At 58.0% G+C, this 20396-nt stretch carries 15 protein-coding genes and 2 pseudogenes; 12 read left to right on the plus strand and 5 right to left on the minus strand.

Annotated elements, in window-relative coordinates:
• Positions 1-320 precede the first annotated feature (320 nt).
• Positions 321-1388: an RHS repeat-associated core domain-containing protein gene (locus HBN68_RS00620; RefSeq protein WP_169962112.1), complete on the minus strand. Its 1068-nt coding sequence runs from the start codon at positions 1386-1388 to the stop codon at positions 321-323.
• A gap of 399 nt (positions 1389-1787) precedes the next feature.
• Here HBN68_RS00620 and HBN68_RS00625 point away from each other — a divergent pair.
• Positions 1788-2102, plus strand: a pseudogene (locus HBN68_RS00625) (IS5/IS1182 family transposase); the annotation flags it as partial.
• A 195-nt stretch (positions 2103-2297) separates the two neighbouring features.
• Here HBN68_RS00625 and HBN68_RS00630 read toward each other — a convergent pair.
• A complete protein-coding gene (locus HBN68_RS00630; RefSeq protein WP_169962114.1) occupies positions 2298-3311 on the minus strand; it encodes an RHS repeat-associated core domain-containing protein in 1014 nt (337 codons plus the stop codon).
• Positions 3312-3737: 426 nt separating this feature from the next.
• Between HBN68_RS00630 and HBN68_RS00635 the strand changes: the two genes are divergently transcribed.
• Positions 3738-4088 (plus strand): DUF3077 domain-containing protein, encoded by a 351-nt coding sequence (locus HBN68_RS00635; protein WP_169962116.1) that lies wholly within the window; start codon positions 3738-3740, stop codon positions 4086-4088.
• Between the two features lie 48 nt (positions 4089-4136).
• On the opposite strand, the gene HBN68_RS00640 is transcribed toward HBN68_RS00635, so the two are convergent.
• Together HBN68_RS00640 and HBN68_RS21970 are read right to left on the minus strand one after the other, a co-directional pair.
• Positions 4137-5036, minus strand: coding sequence for an RHS repeat-associated core domain-containing protein (locus HBN68_RS00640; RefSeq protein ID WP_262373353.1), 900 nt, complete (start codon positions 5034-5036; stop codon positions 4137-4139).
• A gap of 136 nt (positions 5037-5172) precedes the next feature.
• A pseudogene (locus tag HBN68_RS21970) lies at positions 5173-5300 on the minus strand (L-serine ammonia-lyase, iron-sulfur-dependent, subunit alpha); the annotation flags it as partial.
• Positions 5301-5600: 300 nt separating this feature from the next.
• Here HBN68_RS21970 and HBN68_RS00650 point away from each other — a divergent pair.
• The 3 genes from HBN68_RS00650 (at position 5601) to choV (ending at position 8638) form a co-directional block, all read left to right on the plus strand.
• Positions 5601-6548 (plus strand): choline ABC transporter substrate-binding protein, encoded by a 948-nt coding sequence (locus HBN68_RS00650; protein ID WP_169962120.1) that lies wholly within the window; start codon positions 5601-5603, stop codon positions 6546-6548.
• Positions 6549-6617: 69 nt separating this feature from the next.
• On the plus strand, positions 6618-7463 hold the full coding sequence (gene choW, locus HBN68_RS00655) for a choline ABC transporter permease subunit (RefSeq protein WP_169962122.1): 846 nt from the start codon (positions 6618-6620) through the stop codon (positions 7461-7463).
• A complete protein-coding gene (gene choV, locus HBN68_RS00660; protein ID WP_169962125.1) occupies positions 7460-8638 on the plus strand; it encodes a choline ABC transporter ATP-binding protein in 1179 nt (392 codons plus the stop codon). The genes choW and choV overlap by 4 nt, the downstream gene beginning before the upstream one ends.
• Before the next feature lie 109 nt (positions 8639-8747).
• Here choV and HBN68_RS00665 read toward each other — a convergent pair whose 3' ends face one another.
• Complete coding sequence (locus HBN68_RS00665; protein ID WP_249275305.1) at positions 8748-10703, minus strand: BCCT family transporter; 1956 nt, start codon at positions 10701-10703, stop codon at positions 8748-8750.
• Positions 10704-11181: 478 nt separating this feature from the next.
• Here HBN68_RS00665 and betI point away from each other — a divergent pair, with 478 nt between their 5' ends.
• From betI to mdtD, 7 genes are all read left to right on the plus strand, one after another.
• The gene (gene betI, locus HBN68_RS00670; RefSeq protein WP_094991584.1) at positions 11182-11775 is read left to right on the plus strand and encodes a transcriptional regulator BetI; all 594 of its coding nucleotides are present in this window, start codon (positions 11182-11184) and stop codon (positions 11773-11775) included.
• Between the two features lie 108 nt (positions 11776-11883).
• Complete coding sequence (gene betB, locus HBN68_RS00675; RefSeq protein ID WP_169962127.1) at positions 11884-13356, plus strand: betaine-aldehyde dehydrogenase; 1473 nt, start codon at positions 11884-11886, stop codon at positions 13354-13356.
• Between the two features lie 116 nt (positions 13357-13472).
• Positions 13473-15176, plus strand: a complete 1704-nt coding sequence (gene betA / locus HBN68_RS00680; RefSeq protein WP_094991586.1) for a choline dehydrogenase — start codon at positions 13473-13475, stop codon at positions 15174-15176.
• A 184-nt stretch (positions 15177-15360) separates the two neighbouring features.
• Positions 15361-16056 carry an RraA family protein gene (locus HBN68_RS00685; protein WP_047278180.1) on the plus strand — a complete coding sequence of 232 codons (696 nt, stop codon included), beginning with the start codon at positions 15361-15363 and terminating at the stop codon, positions 16054-16056.
• 29 nt (positions 16057-16085) lie between these two features.
• Positions 16086-17528 carry a TldD/PmbA family protein gene (locus HBN68_RS00690; RefSeq protein WP_094991587.1) on the plus strand — a complete coding sequence of 481 codons (1443 nt, stop codon included), beginning with the start codon at positions 16086-16088 and terminating at the stop codon, positions 17526-17528.
• Positions 17528-18865, plus strand: a complete 1338-nt coding sequence (locus tag HBN68_RS00695; RefSeq protein ID WP_169962129.1) for a metallopeptidase TldD-related protein — start codon at positions 17528-17530, stop codon at positions 18863-18865. Before HBN68_RS00690 ends, HBN68_RS00695 begins: the two co-directional genes overlap by 1 nt.
• 80 nt (positions 18866-18945) lie before the next feature.
• Positions 18946-20376, plus strand: coding sequence for a multidrug transporter subunit MdtD (gene mdtD, locus HBN68_RS00700; protein WP_094991589.1), 1431 nt, complete (start codon positions 18946-18948; stop codon positions 20374-20376).
• Positions 20377-20396 lie beyond the last annotated feature (20 nt).

Consider the following 20396-nt stretch of genomic DNA (forward strand, 5'->3'; position numbering starts at 1 on the left):
CTAATGCAGAGAATGGCCCAGGCGCAGGCTCTTGTTATTGCCCACTTGGCTGGGGGCTTGGCGAAGACAACGCAAATGCCATGCCTAAACTTGAATGGGCATTCAATAAAGCCTGAAAACGACGTCGCAACGGGGCTGGGTGGGCGGTGACGCAAACGGGGTGAACAGACGCCGCGCGACGCGAACTGTGGTCTTGAGCAAATCGGTAGCACTTGCGGGAAACACCAAAGACCAAGCCCTGCCATCCAAAATGCAGGTGAGGGATGTGCGCTGAAACAGGGCCGGGTGCCCTTAAACCATGCACACCGCCCCCCTGCGGCTCAAGAGTCGCGTATTCGTGAAGAGGCAGATGCTTGGGGAAAGAACACTTCGCGGTGATAATTCAGCTCACTTTCAGGTACGAGTGTAATCAAGCCAGCTTTCTTAACACGGTTGACCGTGATTTTCGAGCCGACATCGCCTTTAAAGCCCGCACTTTTTAAAGCTAGACCAACATCTGAAGACCAGATCATGCCTTTGTAAGCTTTGACAGGCAGCCCTGTTAAATTAGCCATTTGCTGAGGAAATGCACCCTCCGCCAAGTGACAACTTATCAACTCAACCTCATCGAACTTCCGAAAATCAACTCCACGTCCCTCCAACTTCCTAACCAGATCCTCAGCACCGAAATGGTTCTTACCTGAAAACATAGCTGTATCACCGTTCGGAAGTTTATCCCCATGCGCTTGTACTACCAACGTAGCGCCCCGCTTAGACGGATATTCATACTGATACATTCCCTCGGCTAACTTCTGCACATTAAAAGCCCGTTTCACTTTAGCTCCCATTATCCTGAAAACCCTCTTGTCCAGGGCAAACGTCAGGTTTTTAATCAGGGAACCCAAGCCAAAAAAATGCCCATTACGATCTACTCTATTAATGGGTTCCCCCCCACAATACCCGTAACTATTAATCCCGCCTCTTCCAAATGGGCTCCAACTGTCCGGGCTATTAAAGCGCATCAATACCGGATTAAAGGCCCGATACCCATTACCCAATAAATAATGCCCGGTCACGGGGTCAGCACGCTCGCCATTAAACCCTAATAAACTGATTAAGCCATTCTCTACCGGGCGATGGCCGTAAGGGTTATAAGCCATCGAGTGATGTTTATCGGCACCCACTGCGTGCAACACCGATTGCTGTAAATCCGTGCCCAATAAGTGGCACTCATCTTTCGTACGGTCACGTCGCTGTTGAGCCAGTAACCGCCCGTCCTGTTGGAACACGCTATAACGCTGCGTGCCCTTAATCTCCGTCGTCATTCGCGATTGATTGTAGAAGCGTTGAATACCCGCCGTTTGGATCAGGCGATCGAGGGGGTCGTAGTGGTAATGAAACGTGGCCATTGGCTAAGACTCGGTGCAGAAATACCGTTAGATTGTGCTAGCTCGCCAACATTGACTACTGGCAGTTATGTCAGGTGGGCGCTGGAAACATCCCAGTCTGACACTGGTCGGCAGCCATCAGGTTTAATAGATCGCTACTGTCTTCGGCATACAGCAAGGGCGCTGTATAGAGCACATCGGTAGCACGTTCGTGAAACAGGCAGGAAGGCACCTTTTCACCCAACGTGCAGATGAGAAATGTGCACTGAAAGAGAGTGAGGTACGCTGTAAAAAGGCTGCCCTAGGCTCTGTTCGAAATTAGCTAAAACCCATTTGAATTCCACGGGCGTTGAGATTCCGTAAAGTCTGCGACCATCAAAGGCAGGAGCCCACGATGGCCAAACGGTACTAACTCCGCGACGCAGCCGTGGTGGACTGACAACCAAATTCACATGCTGTGTGATGCCAATGGCGTCCCCCTACGCTTTCTACTTTCATGCGTGCAGGCCAGCGATATCGCCTATGCTCAACCGCTGCTGGATAGGGCTTATGCCCCAAGCCTGCGCGGTCTCCCCCGCAAACGCTGTCGATGGCTACTGGCCGATAAGGGCAATGTTGAAGGAGAACCGCCGCATCGTTACACGGTTCGACAAGCCCGCGAAAAATTTTGCGGCGATGGTCTCATTGGCCTGTGCCATGCGGTGTTTGCGACATTACTTTTCGTACAGAGCCTAGGAACTTTAACAACGGCGGAACATATCCCTTTAACAGAGATTCAGACCATGATGAAAACAACACCTTACCCAGCGATAAAAAACATCATCCCTCCCTATGACTGGAACAGCTTCCATAATCACAAATCATATAACTGGACAACCGAACAGATATACACATGGACACTCAATGCGACCTTCACTCACCACTGATCTTTTAACGATAAGAATCATCACTGTCATAACTTGTATCGCTTTGCACATCTTCCCCATAGCGAATTTTCTTTTGCGCAACCTTCAACTTCTTCTTCCTGGCTTCTACACCTCTCAAGTAAAGTAAATTTGCATCTGCGCGTGCCTCTTCAAAATCCACCTGGAGCCTGAAATCGGCGGCCGTGTTGCTCGACCGGCTATAAATGCGACTTACGCATTCAGAATCACTGTTGACTTGAGAGGGTAAAAAACCTTGAACTCTACCTAGCGAAATATTCCTAAGCCGCTCTAAAGAGCTTACACCCCTTAACACAGATTGATTCCCAGCAACTCTGGCGTGCATTGTTTTAGAGGCAATGGAGAGATCAGAGAGTGTTGTTCCGGAGAGCATACTGAGAATTTTTTTCATCGGCACATCAGGTAAATTTTCAAGCGATGGCTTAACTAATTGGCGTACAGGACTCAACCGTCTTCTAAAACGTCCAGCGGCTTTGACCAGCAACACCACAATTTTGAATGACACACGGCCATCTGTATCACGCCGATTAATGGGGTCATTCAAGCAATAAACATAGGCATTAATCCCGCCTCGTCCAAATGGGCTCCAACTGTCAGGACTATTAAACCGCATCAATACCGGATTAAAGGCCCGATACCCATTACCCAATAAATAATGCCCGGTCACGGGGTCAGCACGCTCGCCATTAAACCCTAATAAACTGATTAAGCCATTCTCTACCGGGCGATGGCCGTAAGGGTTATAAGCCATCGAGTGATGTTTATCGGCACCCACTGCGTGCAACACCGATTGCTGTAAATCCGTGCCCAATAAGTGGCACTCATCTTTCGTACGGTCACGTCGCTGTTGAGCCAGTAACCGCCCGTCCTGTTGGAACACGCTATAACGCTGCGTGCCCTTAATCTCCGTCGTCATTCGCGATTGATTGTAGAAGCGTTGAATACCCGCCGTTTGGATCAGGCGATCAAGGGGGTCGTAGTGGTAAGGGTAGGTTGCCATGGGCTTAGGCTCGGCGCAGGGAGACCATCAGCTTGCGCTCGCTCGCCCACGTTGACTACTGGCAACTTTGACAGGTTGGCGGGGGTGACTGGCTGTTGAAATCAGGCATTTCGTACGACGCCTCCCTTTCATTCCGAGGAAACTTCCGAGAAAATCCCGCTCGCTTGCGCCGCTCACATTCGGGGTCTAGTCTCGCCCGGTCGCTGCCTAATCAGCGACCGGGTTTAGTAGCCCGAATAACACACGGCGCAATGCGCCACCTCCGCGAGGCGCTTTTTTTCAGCCTCCGCTTTATGGTGGCCGTGCGCAGGGCGCCTTCGGGCGCGCCGGTTTCCGTGTGCTCCGGTCTACTAACCTGCGTACGGCTGCCACCCATTCGTTTAGTAGCGAACGGTGACAGCTCCACTGATGCACACGGAGTTGTTCATGAAAAAAATTGTTCCCGACCCTCCCTCTTTCACGCTGCAGGATGCAGCTCAGTGCACGCCCGAGTCACTGGACCGTGCGGCCGCCAATCGCGCGCTCGACTACTACCTCACCGACCATAAGCCTGCTTGCAGTGCGGGCAGTTCCACGTATGCCATCTCGTCCAGCGTCAATTTAGAAGCGGCTTTGGCCCAGGCGTCAGACTTGTTGCGCTGCATGGGAGCAACGGCGAGCGAGGCGGGGAATGGTTTGAACGGGGCGCAGCGCGATGTGGTGTTGTCGATCGTGCACTTGGCGGAGCTGGCCAAGGCGTATGTCGATAAATCGCTGGACAGCCTGGTGACGCACTAAGTCGCACGCGCCTGCTTGGCGACAGGCGCGTTAAGTCATCACGTTTTATTAACGAGCCGTTCTAATCTCGGATGCTTTCGCGGCGGGCTTTGTTAGATCATGGTTCGGGGGGAGTAACTTTGAAAAGTCTTCTTCTAATTTCTTCTTTTTATTATTATCCCTCAACTGAAAGTCCAGATCGACTTTATAATCAGGATATTTTTTCACCCTTTGAGCAATCAAATCCATATACTTATTTAAAAAATGATATTCATCAGCCAACCGTGCTTGCTCTTTCGAATACCCAGGATAGAGCCGACCCCACTTACGCTTCTGGCCACTTAATATTTCCTTTATCCCTTTAGGGTCATCCGTCGGTTTGGGAATACCATTCTCGTATAACGAGTTCTTCCGGCGAACACTAGGCTTCATAATCCCTGCTTTGCGTAGCAACCATTTTATCGACTTTGGAATATGCCCAGACGGGTCCACATGATTAATGGGGTCCCCCATGCAATATGCATACGCATTAATACCGCCCGCCCCCATTGGGCTCAAACTGTCCGGGCTATTAAAGCGCATCAACACCGGATTAAACGCACGATATCCATTACCCAATACATAATGACCGGTCACCGGGTCAGCCCGTTCACCATTAAACCCGAGCAAACTGAATAACCCGCTTTGCGTCGATTGATGGCCATAGGCGTTATAGGCAAAGGACTGTTGGCAGTTGGACGTTGCCGCCTGTAATACCGAGCGCTGTAGGTCCGTGGTCAATAGCGTGGTATGAACCACAGCGCCTGTAGACCGCCGTTCAGCCATTAATTGATCGCCCTCCTGAAATACGCTGCGCTGCAGCACACCTTGAATCTCGGTCGCTAATCGGGACAGGTTATAAAAGCGCCGATGGCCTGCGGCTACAATGAGACGGTCAAGTGGATCGTAGCCGTAGTGGTTAATACGCATGATCAAAGCCTCCAATAAGGTCATGAAAATACGTTGCGCCTATTTGAAGTCATCACCAACTGGCAGAACTGCCAGAATCTCGCCAGGTGTGTTGCGTTGATCGCGGGCGCACCCCATCCAACGATCGCAAAAGCCATCAACACTCCACCGCGCTCACCGCCAGCCCGCCGCGTGAAGTTCTTTGTATTTGTCATGCATGTCGGCGCCGGTGTAGCGCAGGGTGCGGATTACCCGATCCAGTGAAATACAGTGCTGGCCATCCCCGCCGCGCCATGGGTGGGCGCCGTGACCATGCGCTCGCCAGCGCCCTCGCCGTTTTAAACGCAGGCGCGGGGCTGAACACGCGATTTTGACTCGATAAGTTTCCAGATACGACCTCGCAGGCACCAGATACGACCCTCCCTGTACTGGATGCGACGCACCCTGTAGGCGTTTGAATTTGACTGTTACATGATCGTTCTCGACTCGATTGCACGATGCCCGCTCAGCCCGGCATTGCCCAACCGCAACTGATACGTACGGTTTCACGATCGAAACCGTCCCACGAACGCCAGGAGTCGAACCATGAACCACGCCCGATCAGTGTTGTTGGCTGCACTGTTGAGTCTGCCGGTCATCACCCACGCTGGCGAACCTGCGCAATGCGCCACGGTTAACTTCTCTGATGTCGGCTGGACAGACATCACCGTCACCACCGCCGTTGCCAGCACGTTGCTGGACGCACTCGGTTACAAGACTAAAACCACGATGATTTCGGTGCCGGTCACCTACAAGTCGCTGGCGGACGGCAAGAACATGGACGTATTTTTGGGCAACTGGATGCCGACCATGGAGAACGACATCAAGCCGTATCGCGATGCTGGGACGGTGGACACCGTGCGCGCCAATCTGGAGAACGCCAAGTACACCCTCGCCGTCCCCGAAGCGCTCTACAACAAGGGATTGAAGGACTTTGCCGACCTGCCGAAGTTCAAGCGTGAGCTGGACGGCAAGATTTACGGGATCGAGCCCGGCAACGACGGCAATCGCATGATCCAGACCATGATCGACAAGAACGCCTTCGGCCTCAAAGACGCCGGGTTCAAGGTGGTGGAGTCGAGTGAGGCCGGAATGCTGTCGCAAGTTGACCGCGCACAGCGCCGGGGCACTGATGTGGTGTTTCTGGGCTGGGAACCGCATCCGATGAACACTCGCTTCAAGATGAAATACCTCACCGGCGGTGACGAATTTTTTGGCCCCAATTATGGGCAGGCCACCATCTACACCAACACGCGCAAGGGCTACACCGAGGAGTGCAGCAACGTCGGTCAATTGCTGAAGAATCTGGCGTTCACCCTGGACATGGAAAGCACCCTGATGGGCAAGGTGCTGGATGAAAAGATCAAGCCGAATGTGGCCGCCAAGGCGTGGCTCAAACAGAACCCGCAGGTGCTCGATACGTGGTTGGCGGGCGTGATAACGATTGATGGCAAACCGGGTCTGGAGGCCGTGAAAGCCAGCCTTGCGCCGTAACTGCGGGCGCCGGGCAGCGGGTTTGCCGGGCGCCGTTTCCATTCCCCCTGCATGCGGACGTTCACTACCATGCTGATCGATCAAAAAATCCCTTTAGGCCAGTACATTGCGGGCTTTGTCGACTGGTTGACGCAACATGGCGCCAACACCTTCGATGCCATTGCGACGTCGCTGGAAACGATGATCCACGGCGTGACGTTTACGCTGACCTGGTTCAACCCTTTTGTCTTTATCGGGCTGATCGCCCTGCTGGCGCATGTCATCCAGCGCAAATGGGCACTGACGGTGTTTGTGGCGTTGTCGTTTCTGCTGATCCTGAACCTCGGTTATTGGCAGGAGACCATGGAGACCTTGGCGCAGGTGCTGTTCGCCACGTTTGTGTGCGTCATCATTGGCGTGCCGCTAGGGATTCTCGCGGCGCACAAGCCCATGTTTTACACCTTCATGCGGCCGGTACTGGATCTGATGCAGACCGTTCCTACGTTCGTTTACTTGATCCCAACCCTGACCCTGTTTGGGCTCGGGGTGGTGCCGGGGCTGATTTCAACCGTTGTGTTCGCGATTGCGGCGCCGATCCGCCTGACGTACCTGGGCATCCGCGATGTGCCGCATGAACTGCTAGACGCGGGCAAAGCCTTTGGCTGCTCGCGACGCCAACTGCTTACCCGTATAGAACTGCCCCACGCCATGCCGAGCATCGCCGCAGGCATCACGCAATGCATCATGTTGTCGTTGTCGATGGTGGTCATCGCCGCGCTGGTCGGGGCCGACGGCCTGGGCAAACCGGTGGTCAACGCGCTCAACACCGCCGACATCGCCCTGGGCTTTGAAGCCGGGCTGGCGATTGTGTTGCTGGCCATCATGCTCGACCGGATCTGCAAGCAGCCGGACGCCAAGAAAGGAGCCGACGCATGAGCATTATTCGCTTCGATAACGTAGACGTGATTTTCGCCAAAGACCCGCGCGAGGCGCTGGGTTTGCTGGATCAGGGGATGACCCGTGACCAGATCCTGAAAAAAACCGGGCAGATTGTGGGCGTCGAAAAGGCCAGCCTGGACATCGACAAGGGTGAGATCTGCGTGTTGATGGGGTTGTCCGGTTCGGGGAAATCCAGCTTGCTGCGTTGTATCAATGGCCTGAACACCGTGAGCCGTGGCCATTTGTACGTGGAGCATGAAGGCAAGCAAATCGACATCGCCTCGTGCAGCCCGGCCGAGCTGAAGATGATGCGCACCCAACGGATTGCCATGGTGTTTCAGAAGTTTGCGTTGATGCCGTGGCTGACGGTGCGCGAGAACATCAGTTTCGGGCTTGAGATGCAGGGTCGCCCTGAAAAGGAGCGGCGCACGTTGGTGGATGAAAAGCTGGAGCTGGTGGGCCTGACCCAATGGCGCAATAAAAAACCGGATGAGCTGAGCGGCGGCATGCAGCAGCGGGTCGGGCTGGCGCGCGCACTGGCCATGGACGCCGACATTTTGCTGATGGATGAACCGTTTTCGGCGCTCGACCCGTTGATCCGCCAGGGTTTGCAGGACGAACTGCTGGCGCTGCAACGCAAGCTGAGCAAGACCATTGTGTTTGTCAGCCATGACCTGGATGAAGCACTGAAGCTGGGCAGCCGCATCGCAATCATGAAAGACGGGCGCATCATCCAGTACAGCAAGCCCGAAGAGATCGTCCTTAACCCGGCGGATGATTACGTGCGTACCTTCGTCGCCCACACCAACCCGTTGAATGTGTTGTGCGGGCGCAGCCTGATGCGTTCGCTAGACAACTGCAAACGGGTCAATGGTTCGGTGTGCATCGATCCGGGGGATGATTCCTGGATTGACCTGGCGCAGGGCAACACCATCAAGGGTGTACGCCAGGGGGCGACGTCACTGAATTTGCAGCAGTGGCAGCACGGTCAGGCGGTGGAAGGCCTGGGACGCGGCCCAACGCTGGTGGACAGCAACATCGGCATGCGTGATGCGTTGCAGATTCGTTACCAGACAGGCAACAAACTGGTGCTGCATGACAATCAGCAGGTGGTGGGGATTTTGGGGGATACGGAGTTGTATCACGCGCTGTTAGGCAAGCATTTAGGCTAGACGCGGGCCTTTGTCCCCCTCCGCGAAAGGCAGAGGGGCACAGTCAGGGCCTATTCACAGGTGAGGGCAAAGGCCAGCAGCGTCGCCCTTGCCCAGCACGCCGTTCAACTCAGCTATACACCCGGCCAAGGAGTTGGCGATGACTTTCGAACTGGTCGAGCACGTCACGGGTGATTTGCTCGTCCGTGAAGCCCATCAGGTCGTACTCCTGGCTGCCGTTATGCAAATACACTTCGGCACGGTAGTAACGGCTGCGCACTTCTTCATTGTTCGCCGCGTTCTGCTCCGACTCACTGGGCGCGGCCAGGTAGCCGTCCAGGCTGACTTCGTAAACAAACGGGTTACCCTCGTCCATTTCAACCCGCACGCCCATGCAGCGCTTGGCTTTGCCCAGCAGGGTCTGCACGTCCAAGCCCTGACTGCGCAAATGCACCGCTGCTTCTTCCAACGCTGGCGTCACGTGTTTGTCCATGAAGCGCTGAACCACGGCTTGTGTCGGTTGCAGCTCCTGGGCGGTCAAACGCTCGCTGAAGAAACCACGACGTCCGCGCGCCGCCAATTCGGCCTGTTCCAGTTCCATTTGAGTGTCCTGACGCATCGCTTTGTGCAGGCCAAACATGAACAGGATCAATACCACCGAGAACGGCAGGCCCGCCAATACCACCATGGTTTGCATGGCCGCAAAGTTACCGGCGAACAACAGGCCGATGGTCACCAGCGTGATGACCACCGACCAGAAGATACGCAGCCAGTGCGGGGCGTCTTCGTCGACGTCGCCGCCTTTGCACGACAGGTTGGCCATCATCACGGCCCCCGAGTCGGCGGGTGTCAGAAACAACACAAAGCCGACAAAGATCGACACACCGATCACGATTTTCGACGCCGGGTAATGCTCAAGCAGTTGGTAAATCGCCATCGACGGCTGTTCCAGCGCGGTTTTCCCCAGTTCCACCGCGCCCTGGTTGACCACCAGATCCAGCGCCGAGTTACCGAAGATCGACAGCCATGCCAGGGTGAAGCCCAGCGGGATCAACAGCACGCCGGCCACCAGCTCGCGCACGGTGCGGCCACGGGAGATACGCGCAATGAACATGCCGACAAATGGGGCCCAGGAAATCCACCACGCCCAATAGAACAGGGTCCACAGGCCCAGCCAGCCTTCGGTTTTGGTGTTGTCGCCTGCGTACACGTACAGGTCGAACGTTTTCATGATCAACCCGTTGAGGTAATCACCGGTGTTCTGCACGAAGCCGTTGAGCAGGTGCAGGGTCGGGCCGAACAACAGCACAAAAATCAGCAAGCCACTGAACAGCACGATGTTCAGGTTGGACAGGCGGCGGATGCCGTTTTCAACCCCGGAAACCGCCGCGATGGTGGCCACGGTGCTCATCACGATAATGACGATCAGCAGGTTGGTGTTGCTGTGTTCCATGCCGAACAGGTTTTCCAGCCCGGACGACACTTGCATCGAACCAATGCCCAGGTTGGTCACCAGACCGAGCAGCGTCACAAACATGCCGAAGCCGTCTACCGCGTGGCCCGCAGCGCCTTTTACCCAACGCTCGCCCATCAACGGGTACAACGCCGAGCGCAACGCCAGCGGCTGGTTATGGCGGTAGGCAAAGTACGCCACGGCCAACCCGACCAATGCGTAGATCGCCCAGCCGTGCAGGCCCCAGTGCAGGAATGTCAGTTGCAGCGCCTGACGCGCCGCTTCGTGGCTGCCCGACACGCCTTCGGGCGGGTTGAAGTAGTGGTCCAGCGGCTCGGAGGCGCCGAAGTACAGCAAGGAGATGCCGATACCCGACGAGAACAACATCCCGGCCCAGGCGCCATAGCTGAAATCCGGGGTGTCTTGCTTGGTCCCCAGTTTCAATTTGCCGTACGACGAGAATGCCAGCCCGACCACAAAAATCAGGTAAGCGGCGATCACCACCATGTAGTACCACCCGAAGGTACGCGACAGCCACTCTTGGGCGACACCCAAAATACGGCCGGCATCTTCAGGGGCGGCGATCAAAATGGCAGTCAACAACAGTATCAAGGCAGTGGAGGTGTAAAACACCCAACCGTTGACCGTCACCTTTTGCGGTGGGGTCTTTATAAGAGAGGCAGAACTCATTGCACGGATGCTCCAGGCAGTGCGAGAGAAGAACTATCAGCAACGCACCACCCGACTATTCGCTTAGATAGCGACCAACGGTCGGGTGATATAAAGACACCGCAAAAAAACCGGCCCCTGTGAAGACAACCTTTGTCGCAGCGCGCTGGCTGGCGAAATCTCAAGAGCGCCGCGCCTGTGCCTCTGGCGCGTCTATCGGTCAAGACCGTAGCGAGCGAGCGTACTCCTACAAAATCAGGGGTTTCGGTGATGTTTGCTGTGCCGAATTGCGCCATTCATGCGTAGGAAACTGGCATTAATCGCGACGAATTGTCGCAGATAGTATTCTTTGTTGATTGAACGTTCAATCAAAACAAAATAGACTGGCCGTCGTTCAGTGAGCGTTCCTGCACTGTCCGCCGGCCCAAGGAGATGAGCAAAAATGCCCAAGGTCGGTATGCAACCCATACGCCGTCAGCAGTTGATTGAAGCCACGTTACAGGCCGTCGATCAGGTTGGTATGGCGGATGCCAGCATTGCGCTGATAGCCCGTTTGGCCGGTGTGTCGAACGGCATCATCAGCCACTACTTTCGAGACAAGAACGGTCTGATTGCCGCCACCATGCGGTACTTGATGAACGTCTTGATCGACAACGTCTCCGAGCGCCGCCAAGCGCTGGATGACGACAGCCCCAGGGCTCACTTGCAGGTGATCGTTGAAGGCAACTTCGACGCCAGCCAAGTCAGTGGCCCGGCAATGAAAACCTGGCTGGCCTTCTGGGCCGCCAGCATGCATCAACCGTCGTTGCACAGATTGCAGCGGATCAACGATCACCGCCTGTACTCCAATCTGTGCTGTCAGTTCCGTCGTGTGTTGCCGCTGGCTGAAGCCCGCTCGGCAGCGCGCGGTCTGGCGGCGCTCATCGATGGACTATGGTTGCGTGGTGCCCTGTCGGGAGACGCTTTCGACACCGAGCAGGCACAGCGCATCTGCTACGAATACATGGATCTACAACTGGCGAAACAGGTGAGTTAGGCCTCAATGCTGCTTAACCCTTGAACTGTCGTGACGTTGAGTTGCCCCAGTCAGATGGCATCCAGCTTCACGATTAACGCCAACCACTTATGCACTTGCGAGGATTTTATGGCCCGTTTCGAACTGCAAAAACTCTACATCGACGGCGGCTACACCGACGCCAGCAGCGATGCAACCTTCGATGCCATCAACCCGGCCAACGGTGAAGTCCTCGCCCAGGTGCAGCGTGCGACCAAAGAAGACGTTGAACGCGCCGTTGTCAGCGCTGAAAAAGGCCAGAAAATCTGGGCGGCCATGACCTCTATGGAGCGTTCGCGCATCCTGCGTCGCGCCGTGGACATCCTGCGCGAGCGCAACGATGAACTGGCCGCACTGGAAACCCTGGACACCGGCAAGTCGTACTCCGAAACCCGTTACGTGGACATCGTGACCGGCGCCGACGTACTGGAATACTACGCGGGCCTGGCCCCGGCGATTGAAGGCGAGCAAATCCCGCTGCGCGATACGTCGTTCGTTTACACCCGTCGCGAGCCGCTGGGCGTTGTCGCCGGTATCGGCGCGTGGAACTACCCGATCCAGATCGCACTGTGGAAATCGGCACCGGCACTGGCTGCGGGCAACGCCATGATTTTCAAGCCAAGCGAAGTGACGTCGCTGACCACCCTGAAACTGGCTGAAATCTTCACCGAAGCCGGCTTGCCGGACGGTGTTTTCAACGTCCTGACCGGTAGCGGCCGCGAAGTTGGCACCTGGCTGACCGAGCACCCGCGCATCGAGAAAATCTCGTTCACCGGCGGCACCGACACGGGCAAAAAAGTCACCTCCAGCGCCACCAGCTCTTCCTTGAAGGAAGTGACCATGGAACTGGGCGGCAAGTCGCCGCTGATCATTTTTGACGACGCCGATCTGGACCGCGCGGCAGACACCGCGATGATGGCTAACTTCTACAGCTCGGGTCAGGTCTGCACCAACGGCACCCGCGTGTTTGTACCGACCGCATTGAAAGCCGCGTTTGAAGCCAAAATCCTAGAGCGCGTTGCGCGCATCCGCATCGGCAACCCGGAAGACGAAAACACCAACTTCGGCCCGCTGGTCAGCTTTGCTCACATGGAAAGCGTGCTCGGCTACATTGCCAAAGGCAAAGAAGAAGGCGCCCGCCTGCTGTGCGGCGGTGAGCGTCTGACCGAAGGCGCGCTGGGCAAGGGCGCCTATGTGGCCCCGACCGTGTTCACCGACTGCACCGACGAGATGACCATCGTTAAAGAAGAAATCTTCGGCCCGGTGATGAGCATCCTGACCTACGACACGGAAGACGAAGTGATCCGTCGCGCCAACGACACTGAGTTCGGTCTGGCAGCCGGTTTGGTGACCAAAGACCTGAACCGCGCTCACCGCGTGATCCATCAACTGGAAGCCGGTATTTGCTGGATCAACGCCTGGGGCGAGTCCGACGCAAAAATGCCGGTCGGTGGCTACAAGCAGTCGGGCATCGGCCGTGAAAACGGCATCAGCTCGCTGGCCCAGTACACCCAGATCAAATCGGTACAGGTCGAGCTGGGCGATTACGTTTCGGTGTTCTAAGCCCGACGTAAGGCTGCGCGCACGCCACCACGGCCTCTGCATAACGGGTTGCCTGGCAACCCTTCGCAGCCTTCGGCAGCGACTACGGTTTATCTATTTCAAAGAGGGTGCATTTTATGTCCCAAGAATTCGATTACATCATCATTGGTGCCGGCTCTGCCGGTAATACCCTGGCGACCCGTCTGACTGAAGACCAAGGCGTCACCGTGCTGCTGCTTGAAGCAGGCGGCCCGGACTACCGTTTCGACTTCCGTACCCAGATGCCTGCGGCATTGGCGTACCCACTGCAAGGCCGTCGCTACAACTGGGCGTTCGAAACCGATCCGGAACCGCACATGGACGGTCGCCGCATGGAATGTGGCCGTGGCAAAGGGTTGGGCGGTTCGTCGCTGATCAATGGCATGTGCTACATCCGTGGTAACGCGATGGACTACGACGGCTGGGCGAAAAACCCTGGCCTCGAAGACTGGAGCTACCTGGATTGCCTGCCGTATTTCCGCAAGGCAGAAACCCGTGACATCGGCCCGAACGACTACCACGGTGGCGACGGCCCGGTGAGCGTGACCACGCCTAAAGCGGGCAACAACGTGCTGTTCCACGCCATGGTGGAAGCCGGTGTACAAGCGGGCTACCCGCGCACCGAGGACTTGAACGGCTACCAGCAGGAAGGTTTCGGCCCGATGGACCGTACCGTGACGCCGAACGGTCGTCGCGCCAGCACCGCCCGCGGGTATCTGGACACGGCCAAGCAGCGTTCCACTTTGAAAATCGTCACCCACGCCCTGACCGACAAAATTCTGTTTGAAGGCAAGCGTGCGGTGGGCGTGTCCTACATGGTGGGCGACAGCGATACACGCATTGAAGCCAAGGCACGCAAAGAAGTACTGCTGTGCAGCGGCGCCATCGGTTCGCCGACAGTGTTGCAACGTTCCGGTGTCGGCCCTGCCGAGCTGCTGAACAGCCTCGACATTCCGGTGGTGCATGACCTGCCGGGCGTTGGCCGCAACTTGCAAGACCACCTTGAGCTGTACCTGCAATACGCGTGCACGCAGCCGGTTTCGTTGTACCCGTCGTTGTTGTGGTGGAACCAGCCGGCCATCGGCGCCGAGTGGCTGTTCATGGGTAAAGGCATTGGCGCGAGCAACCAGTTCGAAGCCGGTGGTTTTATCCGTACCCGCGAACATTTCGAATGGCCGAACATTCAGTACCACTTCCTGCCGGTCGCGATTAACTACAACGGCAGCAATGGCGTGAAAGAGCACGGTTTCCAGGCACACATGGGCTCGATGCGCTCGCCAAGCCGTGGCCGGATCAACGTGAAGTCCAAGGACCCGCGCGAGTACCCGAGCATCCTGTTCAACTACATGTCCACCGAGCAGGACTGGCAGGAGTTCCGCGACGGCATCCGCCTGACCCGTGAAATCATGCAGCAGCCTGCACTGGACGCTTACCGTGGCCGCGAAATCAGCCCCGGTATCGACAAGCAGACGGACGAAGAGCTGGACACGTTTATCCGCGAGCATGCCGAAACCGCGTTCCACCCGTCGTGTTCGTGCAAGATGGGCACCGACGAGATGGCTGTTGTAGATGGCGAAGGCCGCGTGCACGGCATGCAAGGGCTGCGTGTTGTCGATGCGTCGATCATGCCGCTGATCACCACCGGTAACCTGAACGCGCCGACGATCATGATCGCCGAGAAAATCGCTGACAAGATCCGTGGTCGTAAACCGTTGCCACGCAGCACCGCCGATTACTACGTCGCAGGCGACGCGCCGGTGCGTGGCAAGCCGCTGCGTGACGTGAGCCGTACTGCGCAGTAAGCAACACTGAACCGGTCCCCGCTGGCGCAGCCTGTGCCAGCGGGGACCGGCTTTATTCAAGCACGTGTTTCATCTTCCCCCGCTTGCCCCGGCCTCAACGCAGGCCTACTCTAATGCCTCGTTTCGCGCCTCACCCCCCCGCCCCACACGACATGCCAGCACCTGCCTGGCCAAGAGGTTTTCTATGTTTGATGTTGTCTCTTCGAGCAAATGGCCAACCGGCTTCCTGATTAATCCAAACGCAGAACCTCTCGATCCAAAATGGCTGACCGAGTTCAGCAAGATCCCCGCGGCCGCTGTTAGCGATTGTCTGGGCCGCAATGTCGGCGGTCTGGGCCTCAAGTCTTTCCACGGCAACCGCCCAATGCTGGGCAGCGCGCTGACGGTACGCGTGCGTCCAGGCGACAACCTGATGATCCTCAAGGCCATGCAAATGGCGCGTCCCGGCGATGTGCTGGTGATCGACGGCAGTGCTGACCTGACCCGCGCCGTGTTCGGCGGCATCATGCGGGCCATGGCCCTTAAGGCAGGCATCGTCGGCGTGGTCATCAATGGCGCCCTGCGCGATCTGGACGAGTGGCAAACCGGCGAATTGCCTGCCTACGCGATTGGCGGCGTGCACCGTGGCCCAAGCACCGACGGCGGTGGCGAAATCAACGTGCCGATCTCCTGCGCCGGGATGCTGGTCATGCCTGGCGACCTGATGATCGGTGACGGCGACGGTGTCGTTGCCGCTTCGCGCAGCGAACTGCCTGAATTGCTGATCCGCTGCCATGACCTGCTGGCACGTGAGCAAGCCACGCTCAAAGCCATTGAAGAAGGCACCCTGGACCCTGACCGTTTCGACGCCATCCTGCGCGCCAAGGGCTGCCCGGTTTAAAGCGCTGCTGTCAGTAAGGAGATCTGTGTATGTTCGATTTCTACCCTCAGCTCAAGCGATGCTTTGCCGCATTGCACACCCGGGCCGAGTTCTATTCGTTACGTTACGTGCGCGAGTCCGGGCAATTTCTGTCGGTACGCAAGAATGTCGCAGAACCTCCTTATTTCAAGCAGGACCAAGGCGCGATGCTCACGGCGCGGGTCAACGGGGTGGAGGCGTATGCGGCCACCAACGACCTGACCCTGGCCGGTTTGCAGGCTGCACTGGAGCGTGCCGAACAACAGGCGCGCCTGATTGCCCGCCATGCGTTGCTGGACCTGAGCCTGGAGCCGGTCTCCAGCGAGCAGGCCGAATACTGCTCGCCTGACATCCATCAGCCCTTCCCGTCACTCAGCGATTGCTACGCGCTGCTGGGCGCCGAGTCCGCCGCGGTGCCCAAGGACGAACGGCTGGTGAGCTGGGACGTCAGCCTGGGGCTCAACCACGTCGAGCAGATCTACCTCAACAGCGCGGGTGCCGACTTGCGCCAGGCCCAGCGTTTTGTCTATCCGGGGATGTCGGTCACGGCGTTCGACGGCCACGACAGCCAGACCCGCAGCCTGGGCCGTGAGAACTTTGGCCAGCAGGGCGGCGCCGATGTCATCGGCCGCAGCGGGCTGGTGGGCGCTGCGCCCACGGTGGCGGATCAAGCCTTGCAACTGCTGCTGGCACCCAATGCGCCGCAGGGCAAGCGCGACCTGCTGCTGATGCCGGACCAAATGATCCTGCAAATCCACGAATCCATCGGACACCCTCTGGAACTGGACCGCATCCTCGGCGACGAGCGCAATTACGCGGGCACCAGCTTCGTCAAAACCAGCGACTTCGGGCAGTTGCAATACGGCTCGACGCTATTGAACGTGACGTTCGACCCCAACATCCCGGAGCAACTTGCCAGCTACAGCCACGATGACGACGGCACCCCGGCGCATAAAGAATTCCTGATCCGTGAAGGGCTGTTGCTGCGCCCGTTGGGCGGCGCGCTGTCGCAGTTCCGTTCCGGGCTGGAGGGCGTGGCCAACAGCCGGGCGTGCAGCTGGAACCGACCGCCGATTGACCGCATGGCCAACCTCAACGTGGAGCCCGGCGACCACAGCATGGCGCAACTGATTGGCGGCATTGAGCGCGGCATTCTCATGGCCACCAACCGCTCGTGGTCGATTGACGATGCCCGCAACAAATTCCAGTTCGGCTGCGAGTGGGGCCAGTTGATCGAAAACGGTGAACTCAAGGGTGTGGTGAAAAACCCCAACTACCGGGGCATTTCCGAACAGTTCTGGCGCAGCCTCAGCGCAGTCGGTGACGCCAGCACGTTTAAAGTGCTCGGCACACCCAACTGCGGCAAAGGCGAACCGAACCAGGTCATCCGCGTCGGGCATGCGTCGCCAGCGTGTGTATTCAGTGATATCGATGTGTTTGGAGGGGATGCCTGATGGACCAATCAATGCGTGAAATCGGGCATTTTGAAGGGCTGGTCAACGGGTTGCGGGCGGCTTTGCGCGGCCCTGAGCGGTTCACCTTGAACTACAACGCCGAAACCTCGGAATTCATTCGTTTCAACAAGGGCAAAGTGCGACAGGCCGGGCAGGTTCAGCAGGCCAGCCTGAGCCTCAAGTTGATCAACGAAGGCCGTCATGCCGATATCAGCCTGACCCTCAGCGGCGACGCTGACCTTGACCAGTCGCGTCTGGCCCTCGCCGTGCAGCAACTTCGCGAGACCCTGCCGCTGCTGCCGGTAGACCCGTATTTGCTGCTCAACGCCGAGTCATGGCGCAGCCGCAATGTGCAAAGCCCGCCTTTGCCGGACACCGCCCAGGTGCTGGACGACATTCGCAGCGCGTCGCAAGGCGTCGATCTGGTGGGCTTTTACGCCAGCGGGCCGATCAGCTACGGCTATGCCAGCTCTGAAGATGCGTTTGGCTGGCATCAGGCCAACAGCTTCAATTTCGACTGGAGCCTGTTCCACAGCAACGGCCAGGCCGTGAAAGCCAGTTACGCCGGCGCCCAATGGGACAGCCAACGCTTTGCCCGGCGCATGCAGCTGGCCCGCGAGCAACTGGCGTTTCTCGGCCGCCCGGCGCACGTGTTGGCCCCCGGCGCATACCGCGCCTACCTGGCCCCGGCTGCACTGGAAGAAGTCATGAGCATGCTGAGCTGGGGCGGGTTTTCGGCGCAAGCCTTGGCCAGTAAGGCCAGCCCACTGCAAAAGCTTTACGCGGGTGACGCCCGTCTAAGCCCGCTGGTGGCGTTGGACGAACAGGTCAGCCAGTCCCTGAGCCCGGCGTTTTCCGGGGAAGGGTATCCGCGCCAGGACCTGTCAATGGTCACCAACGGCATGGCCAATCAGCAACTGGTAGGGTCTCGCAGCGCCGCCGAATATGGCTTGCAGGTCAACGGCGCGTTACCGGGCGAGTCCCCGAGTGCGCTGGCAATGGCGCCGGGCACACTGGAGCAGGCCGATATCCTCACGCAACTGGGCACCGGGCTGTACATCAGTAACCTGTGGTACTTGAACTACTCTGACCAACCTGCCGCTCGCATGACCGGCATGACCCGCTTCGCGACGTTCTGGGTCGAAGACGGCCAGATCATGGCCCCGGTGAACACCATGCGTTTTGATGACAGCGTCTATAGTCTGCTGGGGTCGCAGTTGGAAGCGCTGACGGTGGAACGCGAGTTGCTGTTGTCGGCCAGCACGTATGACCAGCGCCAGACTGCATCGAACCTGTTGCCCGGCGCGCTGGTCAAAAAAATCACGTTGACGTTGTAACGCTCGCGCAATCGTTGCCGCTGGCCCCCTGCAGCCTGCGGCAACGGCGACACCGCTGACTTTTCACACGACGAGGTCTTATGCCCGCACGCCCGGTTCTCAGTCCTGAAACATTGCGCTGGTTGCCGTGGGTGGTCGCCATCGCGTTTTTCATGCAGTCACTCGATGGCACGATCCTCAACACGGCGTTGCCGGACATGGCCCGCGACCTGGACGAGAACCCCTTGCGCATGCAGGGCGTGATCGTCGCTTACATGCTCACGGTGGCCTTGCTGATCCCGGCTTCCGGCTGGATTGCCGACCGCTTCGGCACCAAGAAAATCTTCTTCAGCGCCATCCTCCTGTTCAGCCTCGGCTCCTTGCTGTGCGCGCTGTCCGGCACCCTCGACCAACTGATCGGCGCCCGCGTGATTCAAGGGCTGGGCGGCGCCTTGATGTTGCCGGTGGGGCGGCTCGTGGTGCTCAAGGCGTATCCACGCTCGGAGCTGGTGCGGATCATGGGGTTCATCACCATCCCCGGCCTGCTCGGCCCCTTGATCGGCCCGACCATGGGCGGCTGGATGGTGCAGTACCTGAGCTGGCACTGGATCTTTCTGATTAACCTGCCGGTCGGCGCATTTGGTTGCTGGGCGGTCTGGCATTTCATTCCAGACTTGCGCGGCGACGAACGCACCCGTTTCGACGGCCTGGGCTTTTTGCTGTTTGGCGCGGCGATGGTGTTCATCACCATTGCCATGGAAGGGCTGGGCGAACTGCACATGCCGCACTTGCGGGTGATGTTGCTGCTGTTTGCGGGCATGGCGTGCCTGGCGGCGTATTGGCTGCGCGCCGGTAATATCGCCAATCCGTTGTTTTCCCCAAGGCTGTTCAAGACCAAGACGTTTGCCGTGGGCATCCTCGGCAACCTGTTCGCCCGTCTGGGCAGTGGCGCGCTGCCGTTTCTGGTGCCGTTGCTGTTGCAAGTGGCACTGGGGTATTCGCCTTCACAAGCCGGGATGAGCATGCTGCCGCTGGCAGGTGCCGCAATGCTGGCCAAGTGGGTGGCGCGGCCACTGATCGAGCGCCTCGGCTATCGCAAGGTGCTGACCTTCAACACCTTCGCGCTGGGCATTATGCTGGCCAGCATGGGCTTGGTGACTGCACACACGCCGTACCCGCTGTTGCTGTCGATGCTGGCCGTGCTCGGGGCCATCAACTCCTTGCAGTTCACTGCCATGAACACCGTGACCCTGATCGACCTCGACGACGCCAGCGCCAGCAGTGGCAACAGCTTGCTGTCGGTGGTGGCGCAGTTGTCGCTCAGCCTGGGCGTGGCCTGTGCCGGTGCACTGCTCGGCGGCTTCACCGGCGATGGCGGCGGGGATGGGGTGGACACGGTGCTGGGGGCGTTCCAGCTGACCTTCCTGACCGTGGGCATCATGGCCATGCTGGCCGCGGCGATCTTCCTGCAACTGTCACCTCAGGATGGCCGTAAACCCAAAGCCCACTCGGAGCACGAGCTGGACCACTGAGGGTTGCCGCGGATTCTGGG

Source organism: Pseudomonas sp. WS 5078, assembly GCF_012985745.1.
GTDB lineage: Bacteria > Pseudomonadota > Gammaproteobacteria > Pseudomonadales > Pseudomonadaceae > Aquipseudomonas > Aquipseudomonas lundensis_A.

Coding starts and splice junctions, on each gene's coding strand:
- mdtD (WP_094991589.1), top strand. CDS start 18,946: ATGCCCGCACGCCCGGTTCTCAGTCCTGAAACATTGCGCTGGTTGCCG.
- HBN68_RS00640 (WP_262373353.1), bottom strand. CDS start 5,036: ATGCGTATTAACCACTACGGCTACGATCCACTTGACCGTCTCATTGTA.
- HBN68_RS00685 (WP_047278180.1), top strand. CDS start 15,361: ATGTTTGATGTTGTCTCTTCGAGCAAATGGCCAACCGGCTTCCTGATT.
- betA (WP_094991586.1), top strand. CDS start 13,473: ATGTCCCAAGAATTCGATTACATCATCATTGGTGCCGGCTCTGCCGGT.
- HBN68_RS00620 (WP_169962112.1), bottom strand. CDS start 1,388: ATGGCCACGTTTCATTACCACTACGACCCCCTCGATCGCCTGATCCAA.
- choW (WP_169962122.1), top strand. CDS start 6,618: ATGCTGATCGATCAAAAAATCCCTTTAGGCCAGTACATTGCGGGCTTT.
- HBN68_RS00635 (WP_169962116.1), top strand. CDS start 3,738: ATGAAAAAAATTGTTCCCGACCCTCCCTCTTTCACGCTGCAGGATGCA.
- HBN68_RS00650 (WP_169962120.1), top strand. CDS start 5,601: ATGAACCACGCCCGATCAGTGTTGTTGGCTGCACTGTTGAGTCTGCCG.
- betI (WP_094991584.1), top strand. CDS start 11,182: ATGCCCAAGGTCGGTATGCAACCCATACGCCGTCAGCAGTTGATTGAA.
- HBN68_RS00630 (WP_169962114.1), bottom strand. CDS start 3,311: ATGGCAACCTACCCTTACCACTACGACCCCCTTGATCGCCTGATCCAA.
- HBN68_RS00690 (WP_094991587.1), top strand. CDS start 16,086: ATGTTCGATTTCTACCCTCAGCTCAAGCGATGCTTTGCCGCATTGCAC.
- betB (WP_169962127.1), top strand. CDS start 11,884: ATGGCCCGTTTCGAACTGCAAAAACTCTACATCGACGGCGGCTACACC.
- HBN68_RS00695 (WP_169962129.1), top strand. CDS start 17,528: ATGGACCAATCAATGCGTGAAATCGGGCATTTTGAAGGGCTGGTCAAC.
- choV (WP_169962125.1), top strand. CDS start 7,460: ATGAGCATTATTCGCTTCGATAACGTAGACGTGATTTTCGCCAAAGAC.